Here is a 19,502-nt window from a genome sequence, read left to right on the forward strand (position 1 = left end):
GGCTGCCGTTGAGCTATGATTTTCTTAATTGTTTTCTGCAGCCATAATAGCTTGAATCTCTTCCTGAGTCAAAACTTTATCAAAAATCCTCAGTTCATCCATCAAGCTGGAAGTGGATAAATGTCCCCATCCAGCAAATCGGGGAGCTCCAGAACCTACAGACAGCAAATCACATCCAGTCCAGTCAATCCCCGGAAAATTATTTTGACTAACAATTTCTCCATTGAGGTAAACTGTGGCTTGATCAGGTGAAATGGTGAAAGCGATATGGTTCCAACCTGAAATAGAAGGGTCAATATCTGCAGCACTTCCTCCATCAAACCAATTGTCACCGGAACCATTTCCCACATTGAGTTTTATCCGCTGTTTGCCTCCCGCATTTTCTCTAAACAACCTGAATCCTGAAGTTCTATTGTTCATTGCTGATGGATTGGCTTCATCAGGTGGCCCCATCACCAAAAGCCCTGCCCTATCGGGATTGGCATTCAGATTGTACCAGAACACGGCACTAAAAGAATCATTTTTTAATCCATCAGTAGGGAATTTTAGGTAGGAATCTGTTTTACCAGCATAAGCACTCCCCACCAATCCATTGGCGAATTCAGGTGCTCCTGCAATATCAGGGGTTTGTAGCCTTACCAGCTCCACATAGTCACCATCAAAGGGCGCATAGAAAACTTCACCCTCATAAAATGGCTGATAGGGTTCTGTCTTTTCGAAAGTCACTGATTTCGTAGCAGTTTTACCTGACATATCTGTAGCTATAACTTCAAGCACATGCTGTCCATTGGTAAGGGTTTCAAAAGTATACTTTTTCAAAAACCTTCTGTAATCAATAAATTCGTTAAAACTGGCTATTTCTGTTCCATCCATATTTAATGAAACCTTTTCGATTTCGATATCATCCTCAATCGCAAAGTCAATATTGATAGCCGTAACATCTTCCACCACGCGGATTTGCGTACCTTCATTTGGGAAATTGATTTGGATTTCCGGCGCCACATTGTCTGTGCCAGGAGCTACAAAGGCGATATCATCAATATATCCATCGGTGCATGAGACGGCAATCAAGGCCATCAACATGATTAGTGTGAACCTTATATTTATCATCGGATTATATTTTAAATTTACCATTAGTTATTGTTAGCAGCGTTTTTGATTTGAGGCAAAATATCCTGCTGTTCTAAAGGATAAGGCAAGTATTTATCTGCCTCTGGTTCGTAAACTCTTCCTCCATAATTCAAGGCATCTGTTTGCTCGTGACGAATCAAATCGTAATAGCGGATTCCCCATTCCATTCCAAATTCTGCAAATTTCTCCTCCAGCACAGCCTCAAGATTTACACCACTCAGATTTCCTAGTCCTGCCCTATTTCTAACCTCGTTAACAGCTTCATCTGCCGAAATCACGCCTCCGCTTGCACCACTTACCAAAGCCTCGGCATGTATAAGCAATATCTCGGCATACCTGATACAAGTAAAGTTTTTATTTTCACCATAGGTAAATCTGCCCGGAGTAAGTTGGGTAGAGGGTAAATAATGCTTTCCACTTAGAAAATTATACCTGGGGTGATCATTAAAAACATCACCGTCCGCACTGCTATTGGTAACCCAATTGGGTAGAGTTGCATAATTGGGATCGGCTTGTACTTCGGCTATTCCTTCCGGAGTAAATAAAACAGAGGTGGACAATCTCTCTTGCTCGTTTCTATCCAGCATAAATTTCACATATTTAAGAGATGGTTCCCAAAAGCCCCATCCACCTCCGGCTCCGGAAACGGCAGGTGTCCAGTTGGAAGGGCCGAAAAAATCCCATAAATACCTTGTATTGGTACCACTCGCCTGACCAAAATCTGAATATTGCAGTTCTAAGATATTTTCGTCGTTAAGTTTACCGGGAATTTTAAAAAGCTCGTAGTAATCTGGCTCCAGGCTAAACAAGCCACTGCTAATGATTTCATCCGTTGCGTTTACCACCGCCTGGTAATTTTTCATTTCCAGATTTGCCAGTGCTTTAACTGCCAGTGCGGTATACCTTGTAACGCCGCCTTTCACTTTTGTCCTTTGATTGGGGTGAACACCCGGAAGGTCAGGGATGGCTTCATCCATCTGTTCGGAAATATGCTGCATCACTGCATCAAAATCTGAAAGGGGTACATTAAACAAGTGACTTGGTTCTGAAGAATTGGGAATCAACACTGCTCCCCATAGCCGGGCCAAATGCATCAATTCATAAGCCCTTAGCACTTTAATTTCAGCAATGTACTGACGGGTATCAGCTTCACTGGCCCCTGCATCCTGGTACTTTTGGATCTCCTCCATGGCACCATGCCAAAATAAAAGATCAGAATAGAGGTTGAGCCAGGTAGAATTGTACATCCAGAAATTCCTGTTGTATTGAAAATTATCCGTCTCTGTAAGTGGCACCTGATCTCCTCCAGCATTGACATCATCACCCCTTACACTAATTAAAGGGAAGCTTTCCCACTGAAGTGAATAAAGCTCATTGTAGGCACCATACAGCAACAGGTCCATATTTTGGAATTGCGTATAATCTGTGTTTTCAGCTATAAATTTATTTTCTAGCGGCTCATCAAGTAATCCTGTACAAGATTGTCCAGCCAGGCCAAAAATTAAAGCCAAAAACAAAACGGTTCTATATTTATTGTTCTTCATCTTTGTTTCGAGTTTAAAGTTTGATGTTTAGGCCGATGGTGTAAACACCTGGTATGGGATAAACCTGACGGTCTATTCCATTGGCTACTTCGGGATTAAATCCATTGTAATTGAAAATTGTCAATGGCCTATCCGCTGTAAGTGTAACTCTGGTTTGGGGGAATTTCACTCCCAATATTTCCTTATCAGTAATGGAGTAGGTTAATTGGACATTTTGTAACCTAAAATAGCTTCCATCCTCGACAAAATAATTGCTTAAATTCTGGTTCCAACTTCTTCTCAAACCAGAAGCTGAAGGATATTTATTGGAAGTCCCCTCTCCTCTCCATAGGTTTTCGGCAAGTTCAGCATCTATATTTGTGTCATTGGTGAAAATAATTTCTCCCCTTTTTCTATTGAGAATACTATTGCCAACCTGACCTTGAATCAAAGCGGAAAATTCGAAATTTCGGTAATTAAAGCCAGCATTGAATCCGTAAGAGTACTTTGGTAAGAATGAACCCAATACTACCCTGTCTTCATCATTAATAATCCCATCACCATTCTGATCCTTGAATTTCAAATCTCCGGCTTGTAAATTATTATCTGTAATGAATTGTGGTGTATATCCGTAATTGTTGATCTGCTCTTCGGTTTGAAATACCCCATCTGTTTCATAGCCAAAAAACGCCAGGTAAGGTTGCCCAACAATAGAACGTTGTCTGAATTCGGCTGAACCTGCATCTAAACTTTCCGGTCCACCCAATCCTAAAACTGTATTTTTGAGGGTGGCAATATTTCCACTGAGGTAATAGGAGAAATCCTGGGCAATATTGTCTTCCCAATTTAAAGACAATTCAAGTCCTTCATTTCTAATTTCACCTACACTTCTTCTTTCTCTTGCTCTAATTACTGGAGGAATAATGCTTACTGCAAGGTTTCTTGTATCCCTGATAAAATAGTCTGCATCAAAAGACAGGCGCTCATTCAGGAATCTGGCATTCAAACCAATATTCCTCTCAACGGTAGTTTCCCAACGGTCAATCAAATCAAAAGTAGGATCCAATCGTCGTCCGATAATTAATACACCGTCATAAGCACCTCTGTTTTCCACCAACTCAGGCGCACCAACAGAGGAATTGATTCCATCATTACCCAATTGACCCCAGGATCCTCTTATCTTAAGGAAATCAATGGCTGGAACATTAAAAAAGGATTCTTCGGTAAGTACCCAACCTGCTCCAAATGTGGCGAAGTTGCCCCATTTTTGCTGAAATTTGTTGTTTCCGTCTCTCCTAAATGTTCCGTACAATAAGTAGCGGTCGTCATAATTGTAGGCTACTCTTGAGAAATAGGACTGATAAAACAACCTATTTCCGCCATCTCCTATTCCATTTAGATCAAAATCAGTGGCATTGTTTAGGTACCAAAACTGTTCCTCATCCCGCATTGGATCAGGGTTTAAGTTTTCACCTCTTGCAAATAAAACCTCATTGGTTTCACTCCTAAAAGATTGTCCTATTACAACTGTTAGGTTATGAAGATCAAAATTATCTTGATAGGTAAGGAAATTGTCCCAAATCTGGTCGTATCTGGAAAATGAATTTCTGCTCAAGGAAGATTGGCGCTCCTCTCTGCCATCACTGTAGGCAAAGCCAACATTTCTAGAATTGATGTTCTCCATACTGAAATTGTAGGAGGTTTTAAAGGTCAGGTTATTCGGTATTATTTCTATTTCGGAATAAAAATTACCCAACAGTTTGGAAACTTTGTTCCTATTGTCAGAATAAAGCAAGTTGTAAAATGGGTTTTGATTGCTTCTATATCCTAATTGCTGAGCATTAGACAAGCCATAAGGCCTTGCATCTACATTGGTATCATCATAAACAGGAAGAATAGGAACAGCAAAGTAAGACCTAAACCAAGCTCCATTGTCTCCATTATATTGCTCTGCGGTACTTAAATTCAAATTACCGCCTACTGTCATCCAATCCTTCACATCTGTATCAAGCTTGATTCTGAAATTCATTCGCTGATAACTGTTGCGTGTTTCTTTCATCAAACCCTCCTGATCAAAATAACTGGCACCAATTGAATACCTGGTTTTATTACTGCCTCCGTTAAAAGAAAGGTTGTGGTTTTGTATGGCAGCTGGTGCCATCATTTCACTATACCAATCTGTATTCACAGCAGGTAAGGATGGATCTATATAGCTTCTTCCATAACGTTGAATGGCATTTTGCACAAAGGCAATATCAGCAGCAGATCCGGTTTCATTGATGTATTGAACAAATTGTTGAGAATTTGCCATCTTCAATACATTTTGAGGGTTTTGAATGCCATAGTAACCGTCATAGACTATTTCAGGCTTTTGGTTGTATTCGCCACCTTTGGTCTCGATCACCACTACCCCATTGGCCGCCCGTACGCCATAAATGGCGGAAGCGGAAGCATCCTTCAATACAGAGATGGTTGCAATATCGTTAGGGCTTAGGAAATCAATATTGTCAAAAAACATTCCGTCAACAACGTACAGCGGAGCTCCTCCTCCCTCAAAGGAACCGATCCCTCTTACGCGGACTGTTGGTGATGCTCCTGGCGCTCCATTACTAACAATCTGCACCCCGGCAACTCTTCCTTGTAAGGATTGCATAGCCTGGGAATTAGGCGTCTTTATGATGTCATCAGATTTAATTGTGGTAATGGCAGAGGTAAGGTCCCGCTCTCTTTGGGTCCCATATCCAATAACTACCACCTCTTCTAATCCCTGCGCATCTTCTTTGAAATTAACATTAATTGTGCTTTGGTCACCGACCAATATCTCTTGGGTTTCAAAGCCGATAAATGAAAATACCAGTACAGATTGCCCCGAACTAACCTGTAATTCATAATTACCATCTATATTGGTAACAGTTCCATTTCCTGTGTTCTTTTCAAGAATATTAACCCCAGGAATGGATTCCCCAGATGGGTCCTTCACGGTGCCGCTCACCGTGAGTTGTTGTGCTTGCAATGTCGAGTTTTCGGAAAGCATAAGCCCTCCAAATAAAAGTGTCAGCAAAATTAATGAAAAAGGGATTTTGGGTTTTAAATTTCCTTTTTCAATAGTAAAGGGAATTTTCATAAGGTTTTGAGTTTAGGTAATTTTAATAGTTTATAGGTCAATCAAAGTCCTTTTGATTTGTAGGTTTGAAATTATGTTAAACAAATGGCTGAATATGAAAAAATGGCTAAAAACTTTAACTAAAACCCTAAAATCACCTTAAGATTTAATCAAAAAATATCACATTAATATCAGTTAAAAACACCCTAATTCAACACTATGGGGCAAATTGAAAAATTTTGTACCAGATGGATAGCAATAAAATTAGGACTGGTAATTACCGTGTTAAAAGTTGAAATTTTGGATTAATGAGCGGCTTATCTTAGCCAAGACTTTGAGCAAATTCACAAAGCAAATAACTCAAAAAAAACAGCAAATATGGAATTAAGGATTAAGGGCACTGCTAGGTGTTTACTCATCTAAATTCCAGAAATTAGTTTTAAAATATTTGGTAAAATCAGTTCCCTAGGGTTTTATGGCAAGGCTGGGAAAAACCAGTAATCCTTATAATATCATTCAAATTAATAATCAACCATTTCAAGTTGAACAATCTCCTCCCACCCAGGATCGGATTCTTCTGAATTGGCAATTCTTGTTTGAACTTTTTTTCTAAAAGCCCATATGGTATTTCTTCTTAAATCTAAAGTTGTAGCGAGCTGATCCAAGGTTAATTTTTCCTGGGTAATGTAAGAAGCATAGATAATATAGAAAGCTTTGTCAAGGGGGAATTTAATACCATGGAACACTGTCCCTGAGGTCACTGAATTAATGTAACCGCATTTGGTACATCTACGGCTAAATACCTTAGGCGTCTTTCCATATTTACTATTGTCACAATGCCGGCAACGAAATCCCTCTCCCCATTTTAACTCTTCTAAATACCTATAGCAAGCTGAAGAATCAGGGAATATCTCTCTAAATTCTGAAAGAGTTAAAGATTTCTGGGTTAACCTTGCACGAAACGAAGCTCTTATAGAGCTTTTTAATTTCCAATTGTCTTTGTCCAGTAAGGCATTGATGCGCTTAATTTCTTCATCTTTTTCCTGTAGTTGGCTATTGTAAGTTTCCAACAATTTGTTTTTGGTCTGTAATTCGGCAGTCCTTGCACTCACTTTAGACTCCAACTCCTTGTTAACCTTTTCCTTCAGGGAAATATTCTCCTTGTATTGTAATAGAGACCGTTTAAGGGCCTTGTCTCGGATTTCTTTCATCAACCTAATCCGATCTCCCAGGGCGAAGGACAACAGCACCATTTCAACTAAAAAAGCAAAATGAAGACTGTAATAAACGAGTGTATTGTGGGGTATTATGGCATAGTTTGCCAAAACCTTTATACTTATGCCAATAAATAAAACCCCATAGGCCATCACGAAAAATCTAGCGGCCTGGTATTTTTTAATTAACAAAAAAACAGAGGTGGATAATATTAGTAAAAAGGGTATGCTATCAAAATAGGTAAGTTCAAAGTATTTATTGTCTACAAACAAACCCAAACAGAAAAGTCCGATTTTAACACTTAATGACAACCATAAGGAATAATGAAAGGCAATTGCCTTCCTTTTTGTATTTAGAAATCTTACAGTAAATAAAACAGCCCATAGAACAATTGAAAAGCTGAAAATGCCATTTACTACTGCATTCCATCCTGGGGAGTTTGGCCAAAAATATTGAAAACCAATACCATCCAAACTCATAGCATAAAAGGCTACACTTAAGAGGTAAAGTATATAATAGACATACTTCATTTCTTTAACTGCCAGAAAGATCAAAAAATTGTAAAAGGCAATAATCAATATCATTCCATAGAAAAATCCATAAAGAAAATATTCACTCAAGGCATAATGAACAAATCGGTTTAAAGACCTCAAGGCTATCCGAATATCTGCCTTTTGGGAGGAATTAATTTTAAAATAAAAGTTCGTAATTCCATCTTCATTATTGTCTAGAAGCAATTGGAAATTTTTATGATTAAAAAGTCTTTGGGAGAAGGGATTCTTGTCTCCCATTTCCTTTACTGTATATCCTCCAGTTCCATCAGGAATAAAGGCGGTAATATGATCTATACTTTGGTCATAAAACTCAAGTAACCATTTTTTTTTACTTTCTGGAGTATTATCAATGGAAAGCTTCACCCAATAGGTATAGTCGGTATTAAAATTATTTTTACTAAAATCCGATCTAATTTTAATAAACTGCTGAAACCTTTCTTTACTAATTTCTTTAAAAGTTAGCCTATTGGTGCTGTCTTCAAAAAATTCGAGTTGATTAATGGCATAAATTCTTTCATTCCAACCATCATCTATTTTTAAAGTGGCTGCACCAGAAATCCTTTGACCTAAACAAAGAGAATTTGAAATCAATATTAAGGTTACTATAGGCCAGACATGTCTTCTCAGTAAAGTATACATTCCAATCTTTTATGTAGATCATTGTACAATGGAAACAAACAACCACTTTCGGGGCTTAGTTATTAAAAACCAAAATGGGCAAAAACCATGCTTAATTTGTAATCAATCCAAATCATACTTCTGTGACTTCTTTCTTTGGGCCTGAATGGTTATAGATAATTACAAATTCTATAGAATATTAAGGCGTAGTTGCAAACTCACGCCTAGGCAAGGGTGACTGAGCGGAGAATCAATAATCTGAAAATAACTTATAAATATTGCACGAAGAGCCGCAGAGTCGCAAAGAAATTCAAAAATAAAAAAAACAATTCAAGGGGTACCTTTTCAATATGAGGTATCCCTATTCCCTTTGCGTCTTAGCGCCTTTGCGAGAATCAATAATCTGTAAATAACTTATAAATATTGCACGCAGAGCCGCAGAGCCGCAAAGAAATTCAAGAATAAAAAAAACAATCAAAGGGTTACCTTTTCATTAAGAGGTATCCCTATTCCCTTTGCGTCTTAGCGCCTTTGCGAGAATCAATAATCTGTAAATAACTTATAAATATTGCACGCAGAGCCGCAGAGTCGCAAAGAAATTCAAGAATAAAAAAAACAATTCAAGGGGTACCTTTTCAATAAGAGGCGTCCACATTCCCTTTGCGTCTTAGCGCCTTTGCGAGAATCAATAATCTGTAAATAACTTATAAATATTGCACGCAGAGCCGCAGAGTCGCAAAGAAATTCAAAAATAAAAAAAAACTATTCAAGAAGTACCTTTTCAATATTAGGCGTCCCTATTCCCTTTGCGTCTTAGCGCCTTTGCGAGAATCAATAATCTGTAAATAACTTATAAATATTGCACGCAGAGCCGCAGAGTCGCAAAGAAATTCAAAAATAAAAAAAACAATTCAAGGGGTACCTTTTCAATAAGAGGCATTCCTATGCCCTTTGCGTCTTAGTGCCTTTGCGAGAATCAATAATCTGTAAATAACTTATAAATATTGCACGCAGAGCCGCAGAGTCGCAAAGAAATTCAAGAATAAAAAAAACAATCAAAGGGTTACCTTTTCATTAAGAGGTATCCCTATTTCCTTTGCGTCTTAGCGCCTTTGCGAGAATCAATAACTAAGTAGAACTTGTAAATACTTCACGCAGAGCCGCAGAGTGATAAAGAAATTCAAGAATAAAAAAAACAATCAAAGGGTTACCTTTTCATTAAGAGGTATCCCTATTTCCTTTGCGTCTTAGCGCCTTTGCGAGAATCAATAATCTGTAAATAACTTATAAATATTGCACGCAGAGCCGCAGAGTTGCAAAGAAATTCAAAAATAAAAAAAACAATTCAAGGGGTACCTTTTCAATAAGAGGCGTCCCTATTCCCTTTGCGTCTTAGCGCCTTTGCGAGAATCAATAACTAAGTAGAACTTGTAAATACTTCACGCAGAGCCGCAGAGTCGCAAAGAAATTCAAGAATAAAAAAAACAATCAAAGGGTAAGCCAAATTATTATCCCAAAACCTCTAATATTAAGAATTTGAATTTCCATAGAATAGAAAGGAGTATTTGCAAACTACGCCTAGTCAAGGGTAGTTGCAAATACTCCTTGTCGAAGCAAATTCTGGACAAAAAAAATCCGGCAAACTAACAATAACTGTTAATTTGCCGGACCTATTAATTTTCTAAAGACCTAAATTAAGGTCAAAACCACCTGCTAATGATATTGGTTTTTACTCTTTTGGGTTTCTCCTGATCAGCGGTCATTTCATATGGGAGTTGCCAAACCTTTCCTTTACTGTCGCCAAAATAGAGCTGGCTTTTGCTAAAACTATTTGGGTCTCCATCTGCCCAAAAATACAGAAATGGATCTGTCCCATTCGAAACTCTTCTAATGTAATTGTGATTGCGCTTGCTACCCTTGGTTAGTTTCTTTGTCTTGGCCCAGGTTTTACCAGCATTTGTACTCTTCCACATTTCTACTTCTCCTCCTGCGCCATATAGTTGTGGTGAATCATTGGTCGGTCCTATAACCATCCAATTGTCTCCATCTATCCACAAGCTCCCCATGTCATAATTTTGATCTGACTGGGTGATTATATGGTCTTGCCACTGCCTACCATCCCAATGGACCACATGCCAGTTTCTAGGGCCATATTTAGGTCCTGGTTGGTGCCCTTCTCCTTCTACATACAAGGCAATGGGATTGCCTTTCGAATCAAAATTCACATCTTTAAGGTAAACATTGCGTTTTTGGCTAAAATATTCCTTTACCAATCCAGAAGTTGATGGATCCGTTACTGGTATTGATACAGTTTTGCCATTGATATCTGTCCAAGTTTTACCAAAGTCTTCTGTCTGATAATAATATAGGTTGGTTCTAAGGTCCACATTTCCATTTGGATGCCAATTGCAGAAAAACACAATCTTGCCCTCATGTTGGCCAGAGACTTGATAATGGCCACTATTTTTATCTTCAGGCCTTTTTATTCCTACGAGATGTTGGTCTTCAGACCATTCCTCACCATCACTGCTTGTTTCAAAGTACAACTGACGCACGCCAGTATATTTGGTGAATAAATTAAGAAATCCTTTGCCGGCAATGTACTTGGGTTGCGGATATGTCATTTCTTCCTCTGAAACCTGTTTAAAAGAAGCTGTGCTATAAGGCGATGTACTTTTATACTTGAAGCCCATCCTTTTTCTTCCTCTACCGCTTACAAACACCCATAGGTAACCTTCCTTATCAATTGCAAGACTTGGATTGTCATGTGGATCGTCCACACCTAATTTATCGTATACAATTACAGGTTTTGAAACCATGCCGGTGTTGTGATCAAACTCCCCTATCATACAGAGAAGGTATCTTTCATCTTCACTTTTAGTACCTCCATATACAAAGTAGGTACGGTTAACTTCAGGCGCATAAATGGCTAAGGGAATATGCTTAGCCGTATAGGTGCCTAAGCCTCCTGAATATTTATCACCAAATTCGGATTTTTGTCCAAGGGTAAACCATATTCCTTTGTATCCATCTACCGTAGGGTACTTTTCCTGGGCTAATAAACTGCTCGCAGAAAAACAAAAAAGTAATAAAAAACTAATTTTTAAATAGTTACAGAAAAGCTTCATAAGGGTTCTTTATTTGATGTCCCAAAAATATACATTATGCGCAAGTAAAGAAAGTAAAATAGTTTGTTAGCGATAAAAAATGGAACAGATTTCAACCTGTTAATCGAAATATGGATAAGAAAAAAAACAGAAAATAGGCAGGCTTTAACCCGGATTATGTAATAGGATTTCTCTGTCCTGACAATAGTCAGGGGTGAAGCCTGTCCCGTGTTTACGGGAAGTGTTGCAATCGCAAGAAAATCAGGTTGTTTGGATATTTTAGCATAGCACCGCTATGGTGAATTTGAAAAAAGCAACGAAGTGGCTGATTTTGAAGCGATTTCAGCACGTAATAGATTGTCTTTTGCATATTTCGGGTTTAAGGTGTCCGATATAGGCTTGGCAAAAAAAAATGAAGATTTATCAAAAAACCTTCATCTTATCAAATTTTAATAACTAATGGTACTTCTAATACCTAATTATTCCCATTATTTCAAAGGATTAATCAGCTTTAAATTACAAATCAAATTTCAGCTTTAATCCACTAAAATCTTGTAAACTAAATGGTTTAACCCAAAAATCCACTATTCTATCGTAAGACTTTGCTTTAAACCGGTCTGCATCTTCTATGGAAGAAGTAATTATTATTACCTTTAAGCCAAAAGGTTTATCCATACCTTCCAATTTATCTAAAACTTCCCAGCCTGACAATCCAGGCATATTAATATCAAGGAACATAAGGTAATTACTACCACTTTCTTTTTCCGAAAGAAATTCTATAACATCCTCACCATTATTAAATGAAATTACTTTATGAGAAATACCTGCTTTCTCCATCAATTTCTTTTGTAATAAAATAACGATTGGGTCATCGTCTACCAAAATTATTTCCACCTTCTACCTATTTACTTGTACAATTCAATTTTTACACCCAAAACCAGTCTTTAGCACATTACCTAAACCAGGTGCAAATCAAAATGATTATTTAATATACAGTTTTGTATATTTAAAATACATTTTTTCAAATGTAAATCAAGATTAATGAATTAAAAAAATTATACACTTATTTTTTTGCAAAATCGTACCTAATCCGCTTTTCGTAATAAAAAATATTTATTGCATTATAAAATTTAACCTTTGAATTATTAAAACTTACGTAAAAAGGTAAAAGGAAAAAAATTCAAATTTTGTGAATTTTATGAAAACTCAAATGATTATGATTATAAACCGTTTAGTTTAATAGGTGAAAATAGCACCAAATCATAATTGAATTGGTGCTATTAATATTACTATTTTCTAAATTGATCAAAGCATTTTTAAGCTAAACTCCATTTGATCAATCGTTTAAACATCATTATTAACATCAATTTAGGAATGGTTTTGATTAATATTCAAAAATTCCGCATTAATGGTCGAACATTTGTTCATAGTGTGGAATAGTGGCCAAAATCCCCCCACTTTTCTCATAAAAAGCTTTACCTGTAGGATACACCCCATTCTTGGTTTTTACCCACTCTTCATTGGCCATTGGGTGATAACTTACCATTTTATCCCAATTTTTGTAATATTGATGACCATTGGTTTCTTGTAATCCAAGTGGCATATCAGGAAACGAATGCAATCTTGCTGCCACATTTTTATTCCAATCTACTAAAATTGGATTTACTGTTAAGTCAGCACAGAAACATGGAACATTTTTCTCATAGGCTACCTGTGCAATTTTCATTGTCATGCTCATCGTCTTGGCAATGGCTTTAAGAGCAATTGCTGAATAGCCCTGTTCTATTCTTTCCAAAGCATCTTCTACTGTATGCGCACTTTCATCTGCAGCTATTCGCACACCTAAATCGCCGACAAAAACTTTGTTATTCTCACCAAAAGGCTCTTCAATAACAGCTATTTGATCAAAAGCACCTATTTTTTTGGCATGATCTAGAAAACGCTCTAAGGTCTCCTTTTTCTCATATCTCTCATTAACATCAAAATAATAAGGAATTTTACCATTTTTGGTATAAGGTGTTTCTCTATGCCCCAAAGTTTTATGCACCTCAGTAAGGAATTCGATGTCTTTGTCAAGCATTTCTTTTTGAGTCCCTGCCGCACCTGTTTTCAACTTCATAATAAAGTGTCCCATATCCGCAGCAGCTTTTATGTCTTTTATTGAAGCACCAACACTAAAGGAAGGAATACTTGCTACTTTATCATGTTTTTTCGAAAGTCCAGGTCTATAGGCCTCAGGGATCATCTCGTCAAAATTTTTCATTCCATTCTCTTCCCCATACAATAACCAAATGGCATTGTCTACAGGCACAAGGGAATTAAGCGCAAAAGTAGTCTTCAAATCCGGGTTACCGGTGATTTTAACTCCGTAAGCATACACTTCAGGTAAGACATCATCCAATAGACTAACTGGATCTGTGAAGCTATTGCCTTTAATTATTTGCAAAGCCCTTTCAGTCATGGCATACATTAAAGCATTGCCTCCTGTTGTAGAATGACTTTGAAAAACAGCTTTGTCTGACCATAAAGTACCTTGCGTACCTATTCCTATTTTATGTCTACCACTTTCCGACTGCATCAATGCAACAGCCTGCCATGCCTGAGTAATCGCACTTCCCTTAAAGCGATAAGGGAATAAGGGTTCTCTTTCAAAATTGGAATCAGTATGGGTGATTTTAATTTTCTTCATTGCTTTATTTGTTTTTCTTGAATTACCAAAACTTAAGGAAGGGGTAATTCCCAATCCACCAGCAGCCAAGGCTACACCTGATCGGTTTAAAAACTCTCTTCTGCTATATCCGTTATCTTCGTTCTTTTTCATGGTTGACAGTTAATTGGGGATTTTATTTAAGGTGTACCAGGCCTCAGAAGACCACAATGAATTCCCTGTTTCACTTTTAAGGTCTTCAGGTAAATTAAAATATACAACATGATTTTCCTTTAATCCGGAAATTTTAAGATCTATTCTCATGCCATCATTAGACAATACAATATCGTCTGGTTTTAATCTTTGTAAATCCAATTTTGGACCGCCATAGGCAGCAGTGGCTTTGTAATAATATTGCTCGATGACAAGCTTCTCTAATATAGAATTCAAGCCTTCCTCCTTTACTGGTTCCGTAAAAGCTATCTCAAACCCATCTGGTTTGGCCTTGATGGTTAACATTTCAAAGGTAGATTTTCCATTGTATTTGATTTTTTCCAAACCAAACTGCCTTTCTTTCCAGCTCCAACCACCTACCATTCCGACTTCTCCGACATACAAGGCCCCATCAGGACCCCAAACTAGCCTATTGACGCCAGCTGTAAAACCTTGAGAAAACCTAAACACCACGCCTTGATACTGTCCCTTGATTTTCTCCAAAAAGTCACGCTTGATACCTCCATTACTTACATCTCCATGCAACATCTGTCCTTTGTAAGGACCGTCTTTCATAAGTATAGGTTCACCTGGAGAGTTTCCAATTTCATTGTCAGGTAACCAAATAGCCGGTGGACTAGCCTTTGGTGGATTTAGTTCCTGTTCTGCGGACAATCCCCAAGCCATTCCGTTATAATTGTCTTTCTGTACATGAATCAATTTGTTGGCTGGTAGCCACTGTCCTTGGTTGTCTGTCAGGAACAATTGATCATCTACTCCTATCCCTATCCCATTTGGCGTTCTCAGCCCATAATCCAGCCTTTCAATACTTCCATCTTTACTGATTTTAAGCGTTCTCCCACGATCAGGCAATTGCCTTTCTGTGGACAACAAACGCATGGCCATGGACAAAGTGATATAAAAATGATCTTCCTTGTATACCAATCCAAATGCAAACTCATGAAAATCATCTGATGCTCCCCAACCATCACATACCACCTTGTATTCATCCATAATCCCATCTCCATCATGGTCAATCAATTGGGTAAGTTCATGCTTTTGAAGTACATAGACATCCCCATCTACAACTTCCATTCCTAGGGGTTCAGCCAAACCTGAGGCAATGCGCTGAATTTTTACTTTTTTGGGGTCATCCCCTGTTACCCCTTCTAGAGCGTAAATTCCACCTATGGAATCCCAGGTACTGACCAATAGTCTTCCATCAGGTAAAAAAGCCAAAGCTCCCACCCTGGGTTGAAATTTTTCATTGTGTAAAACAGTCAGGTCATAACTAGGGTGAACCCCTTCCAAAGCTGCGCCAAAACCAGGTTTTGTTGGTGGTTTTTCTTCTGCTTTTTTAGGATTTACTTTCTTGGCTTTTGCAAGTTGACTTTTTGTATTGTCATCAGCGTCCTTAGGTCTGAAAGTAAACACATAATCCAATATGGTTTTAATCTCACTCTCTTTCAAATCAGGATGTGGATTCATTGGGGTGTCTCCCCAAACTCCCGCTCCTCCACTAATTATTTTCTTTGTTAATAAAGCTATATTGGCTGGCGTTTTTAGGTATTTTGTTGCAATTTGCTTGAAAGAAGGACCTACCATGGCATTCTTTTCTTCATGACAGGTATAGCAATCGCTATTTTCCATCCATAAAATCCCCAAATGATCATAGCCTTCACTGATTGCAGGTTTCTCTTGCTTTGGAACAGGCTCAAAATAATCAGCAACAGTACTGTTATCTTCAATCACAATAGCTGCTGTCTTATCAGCAGCTTGCTGTAAACTCACTGACAAATCTGCTGATGGCTTATTAATTTTAAAGTTTCTCTCAAAGCCTATCTCACCCTTCACATTAAGTGTAAACTCAGGATTCTCCTTAATGTTAATGCTTTCCCCATCCGGTAATAGCAGTTTAAAATTCAAGGTAATGTGATTATCTAAAATCAAATACCCCTCATACTTCAACTCAACTTGTAAGGGAGTTCCATTACGACTTACCGCCCATTGATTGTATAATTTCCCTTCTTCATAATAAGGTGCTCCCCAAGTAGTAGGCTGTATGTTTTTCTTATTGGTAAACACAGTACCTTCTTTGGTCACCCCTCCATTCCAAACCTTGTACAAGGTCCCACTGGCCAAATCATAGGCTGCGAAATTAACCGTATCAAAAGCCAGTGTTAGCATTCTTGGCTTCTTATCCAACACAGAACGAAATGCCCAAGGATCCATTGATCTGTTTGCTGGCTCAGTTTTTGGCTCTTGGCAAGCATTAAAAATCCAAACCTGAGCAATTAGTACCAAAGGAAGAAAACCCTTTTTTAAGCTAGTTTTGTATGTTCTAAAGTTCATTGTTTTCTTTTAACTAAAAGGGACCTTTTTCTGTAGTTTCAAGCGCTTTTTCACCACCTGGCATCTCTCCTCTAAGCCTTTGTATATCAAGTGACTTTCCATTTTCTTTATTGTACCAATCCTGGGTCAAATTTTCAGGAACAGAATCCTCTGTTTCTTTCGACCACCTTTCTAAAACTTTTCGTAACTGAAGCATTTCACTATTATTCCCAACCATGGTTGCTTTGTTTAACAACTGGTATTCATCATCTGCTACTATATAAAACTCTTCAAATGGCCTTGGAGAAATAAAAACATCTGCCTGGGCAGGATTAAGTTTACCTTGGTCCCTGAGGTTTCTGAGGTCTGCATAAGAATCACTGGAATTGGAATCCGCAGGTCCTGGGTTAGCATATTGAGAACGGTTATTTTTTATGTATAAAAAATCCTTAGTCCTAACCATTCGCTCATGGGCTTCATGATCGTGCCAATTGTGCTCTGCAAAAACGTAATTTCTAAAGGGTAATTCAGGTTGCTTTAAAACAGATAAAAAACTCCTTCCCTGAAAATTATCTGGGGCTGTTATTCCTGCAAGCTGTAAGAATGTTGGCGCTAGGTCGATACTACTTACCATGGCCTCAGCTACCACTCCCGCTGGTATTGATTTTGGCCATTTTACCAACAAAGGTGATTTGATTCCAGAATCTATAAGTCGGGTTTTACTTCTGGGAAAAGGCCTACCATTGTCAGATAAAATAAAGATAATCGTATTCTCCAATTGGCCCTGCTTTTCCAACTCTTCCTCCACTTTACCAATAAAATAATCAAACCTGCTTATCTCATCATAGTAATTGGCCAGGTCTTTTCGAGTAGCGCTGCCATTAGCCAGGTAAGGAGGTACCACAACTTTATCTGGGTCATGCGCACCAGTGAAATCATTTTCTGCCCAAGGTCGATGTGCATCCAAAGCTGCCAACCAAAGGAAAAAAGGTTTATCTCTAGGTCTTTCTTTTAATAGAGGCACCCAATAATCTTCTCCACCATGACCAATTTGAGGTTTCTTGTCATAAATCAGATCAAATCCTTTTCTAGGAACAGGTCCCATATGCCATTTGCCTGACTGCGCTGTAAAGTATCCAGCCTCCTTTAATAATTCAGGGAAAGTGAGAATATTTTCAGGCATGGCAGTATGCAACTCAGCGGCTCCTGTATTGTGGGGATACCTGCCTGAAATGATGCTACTTCTGCTTGGACTACATGAACTTGTTGTCAAATAGAAATTTGTAAAGCGTATTCCTTCCAAAGCAATTCGGTCTGTAACCGGTGTGGAAGCAATCTCATTTCCATAACTCCCCAAATCTTCATAGCCGATATCATCCGCAATGATCATAATTATATTCGGTCGGTTATCCTGAGCCCAAATGAAGGTATTGGAAACAAAGAATGCCAACACCAAAAACAAAAAGCTACCTGCCTTTATCATTTATCTTTAAAATCAGTTTCAAAATCACTTTCGTTGACCCAGCCAGTCTTAAAAGATTCTCCCTTCATGTATCTATTGTAAAAGTCACGTTGACTTTCCTGAGCGTACTCATAATTGTCAAAAATCTCCCCATTTTCAAACATTCTAGGGTCTTCCTGAGCCTTCAATTGTTTGAATAATTCTTCTTTTAGGGAATTTTTTATGTTTTGATATTCGGGATGTAATGCAAGATTATTCAAGCCATAAGGGTCTTTTTTTCTATCGTAAAGCTCCTCTGCAGGTCTTTTCCCGAAAGCCAGGTTCCAATATTTCATTTCACCTGATACCCTTCTTTGATTTAAGATCACCGTTTTGGTAGGGCTACCATCAGTATTGAGGTAGCCAGTTTCTGGATTGCCCCCAGGCCACCTACCGGTTTCAAAATTATGAATATAAGTGTATTCCTCATTTACAATCCCTCGAATAGGATAGCCTTGGTCATCGGGTCTTCCGATATCATGCCTTTCTTTACCAATCAGAACCGCATTTCTGGAAGGATCTGTTTTACCTTCTTCTTCGGTGTTAAAAATTGGAATAAGGCTTTTTCCTGCAAAAGTAGCCATTCCTGAACTATCAAAATCCACCTTCCCTACCTCAAGAAAAGTAGGAGAAAAGTCCACAAAACTCACAAAATCGTCAATTACTCTACCTGGATTCTTAATTCCATCTCCCCACCTTATTGCCAAAGGCAAGTGATTTGAATATTCATACCCCTGACCTTTAACTCTTGGAAAAGGCATGCCATTGTCTGAAGTAACTACAATCAATGTGTTTTCCAACAGGCCTCGCTTTTCGAGTGTGGCCAACATCTTTACCAAATGTTGGTCAAAGTATTCCGTTTCGTAAGCATAATCCAATAAATCGTTTCTCACGGAATCATTGTCCGGCCAAAAAGGAGGCACCTTGTCAATCATGTCTGTGGTTTTACCTCCTAATTCTGCTCCAGATCCGTAAGTATAAGCTCGATGAGGTTCAAAGGATCCATACCAAAAATAGAAAGGTTCCTTTTCTGGTTTTTCGTCCAAAAACACTTCAAAGTTCGCTGCATAATCAATGGGGCTAATAAATGGAGTCGGGGCTTCCATTTTCAAATCACTGAAACGCTTTCCAGTAAGTTCTCTTTCCCCAGCATTCCCTGGGGCCCATCCTTTTCCTGTAAATCCCGTGAAATACCCATTTTTACCCAATACCTCCACATGGGACAAGAATTTCTCAGGAAAAAAAGGTATGTGATTGGCAGCCTCTTCTAGCTGCCAAGAATTTCTCCCTGTGATGATAATTGACCTGGAAGGAGAACATTTGGCATTGGGGGTATAGGCCCTGGTAAACAAAAGACCTTCCTTGGCTACCCGATCAAATCCAGGCGTCTTAATCCAATCAGTGCCATAAGCACCTGTATGTGGATAGGACAAATCGTCTGCAATCACAAATAAAATATTAGGAACTTTTGACTCCTCTTCCTTTTGTTGACAAGCTATTAGCCAAACAAAAAGGCCCACGAACAATCCTCCCCAAACACTGTTTTTTGCAGACATAAA

10 protein-coding genes are annotated in these 19,502 nt (G+C 38.3%); all 10 read right to left on the bottom strand.

Features of this window, described 5'->3' with window-relative positions:
- Positions 1–24: 24 nt before the first annotated feature.
- A complete protein-coding gene (locus CA2015_RS22195) occupies positions 25–1,110 on the bottom strand; it encodes a LamG domain-containing protein (RefSeq protein ID WP_048644694.1) in 1,086 nt (361 codons plus the stop codon).
- Positions 1,111–1,133: 23 nt separating this feature from the next.
- Positions 1,134–2,675: a RagB/SusD family nutrient uptake outer membrane protein gene (locus CA2015_RS22200; RefSeq protein ID WP_048643882.1), complete on the bottom strand. Its 1,542-nt coding sequence runs from the start codon at positions 2,673–2,675 to the stop codon at positions 1,134–1,136.
- A 13-nt stretch (positions 2,676–2,688) separates the two neighbouring features.
- Positions 2,689–5,778: a SusC/RagA family TonB-linked outer membrane protein gene (locus tag CA2015_RS22205; protein ID WP_053086736.1), complete on the bottom strand. Its 3,090-nt coding sequence runs from the start codon at positions 5,776–5,778 to the stop codon at positions 2,689–2,691.
- A gap of 500 nt (positions 5,779–6,278) precedes the next feature.
- Positions 6,279–8,165, bottom strand: coding sequence for a 7TM diverse intracellular signaling domain-containing protein (locus CA2015_RS22210; protein WP_048643883.1), 1,887 nt, complete (start codon positions 8,163–8,165; stop codon positions 6,279–6,281).
- Between the two features lie 1,679 nt (positions 8,166–9,844).
- On the bottom strand, positions 9,845–11,272 hold the full coding sequence (locus tag CA2015_RS22215) for a BNR-4 repeat-containing protein (protein ID WP_048643884.1): 1,428 nt from the start codon (positions 11,270–11,272) through the stop codon (positions 9,845–9,847).
- A gap of 495 nt (positions 11,273–11,767) precedes the next feature.
- Entirely contained in the window at positions 11,768–12,145 is a 378-nt protein-coding gene (locus CA2015_RS22220) for a response regulator (RefSeq protein WP_048643885.1), read from the bottom strand.
- A 511-nt stretch (positions 12,146–12,656) separates the two neighbouring features.
- Positions 12,657–14,072 (bottom strand): enolase C-terminal domain-like protein, encoded by a 1,416-nt coding sequence (locus tag CA2015_RS22225; protein ID WP_048643886.1) that lies wholly within the window; start codon positions 14,070–14,072, stop codon positions 12,657–12,659.
- Between the two features lie 9 nt (positions 14,073–14,081).
- On the bottom strand, positions 14,082–16,463 hold the full coding sequence (locus CA2015_RS22230) for a c-type cytochrome (RefSeq protein WP_048643887.1): 2,382 nt from the start codon (positions 16,461–16,463) through the stop codon (positions 14,082–14,084).
- Between the two features lie 13 nt (positions 16,464–16,476).
- Entirely contained in the window at positions 16,477–17,925 is a 1,449-nt protein-coding gene (locus tag CA2015_RS22235; protein WP_048643888.1) for a sulfatase family protein, read from the bottom strand.
- Entirely contained in the window at positions 17,922–19,499 is a 1,578-nt protein-coding gene (locus tag CA2015_RS22240) for a sulfatase family protein (RefSeq protein ID WP_048643889.1), read from the bottom strand. The genes CA2015_RS22235 and CA2015_RS22240 overlap by 4 nt, the downstream gene beginning before the upstream one ends.
- Positions 19,500–19,502: the final 3 nt, after the last annotated feature.

The sequence above is a fragment of the Cyclobacterium amurskyense genome, from assembly GCF_001050135.1.
GTDB lineage: Bacteria > Bacteroidota > Bacteroidia > Cytophagales > Cyclobacteriaceae > Cyclobacterium > Cyclobacterium amurskyense.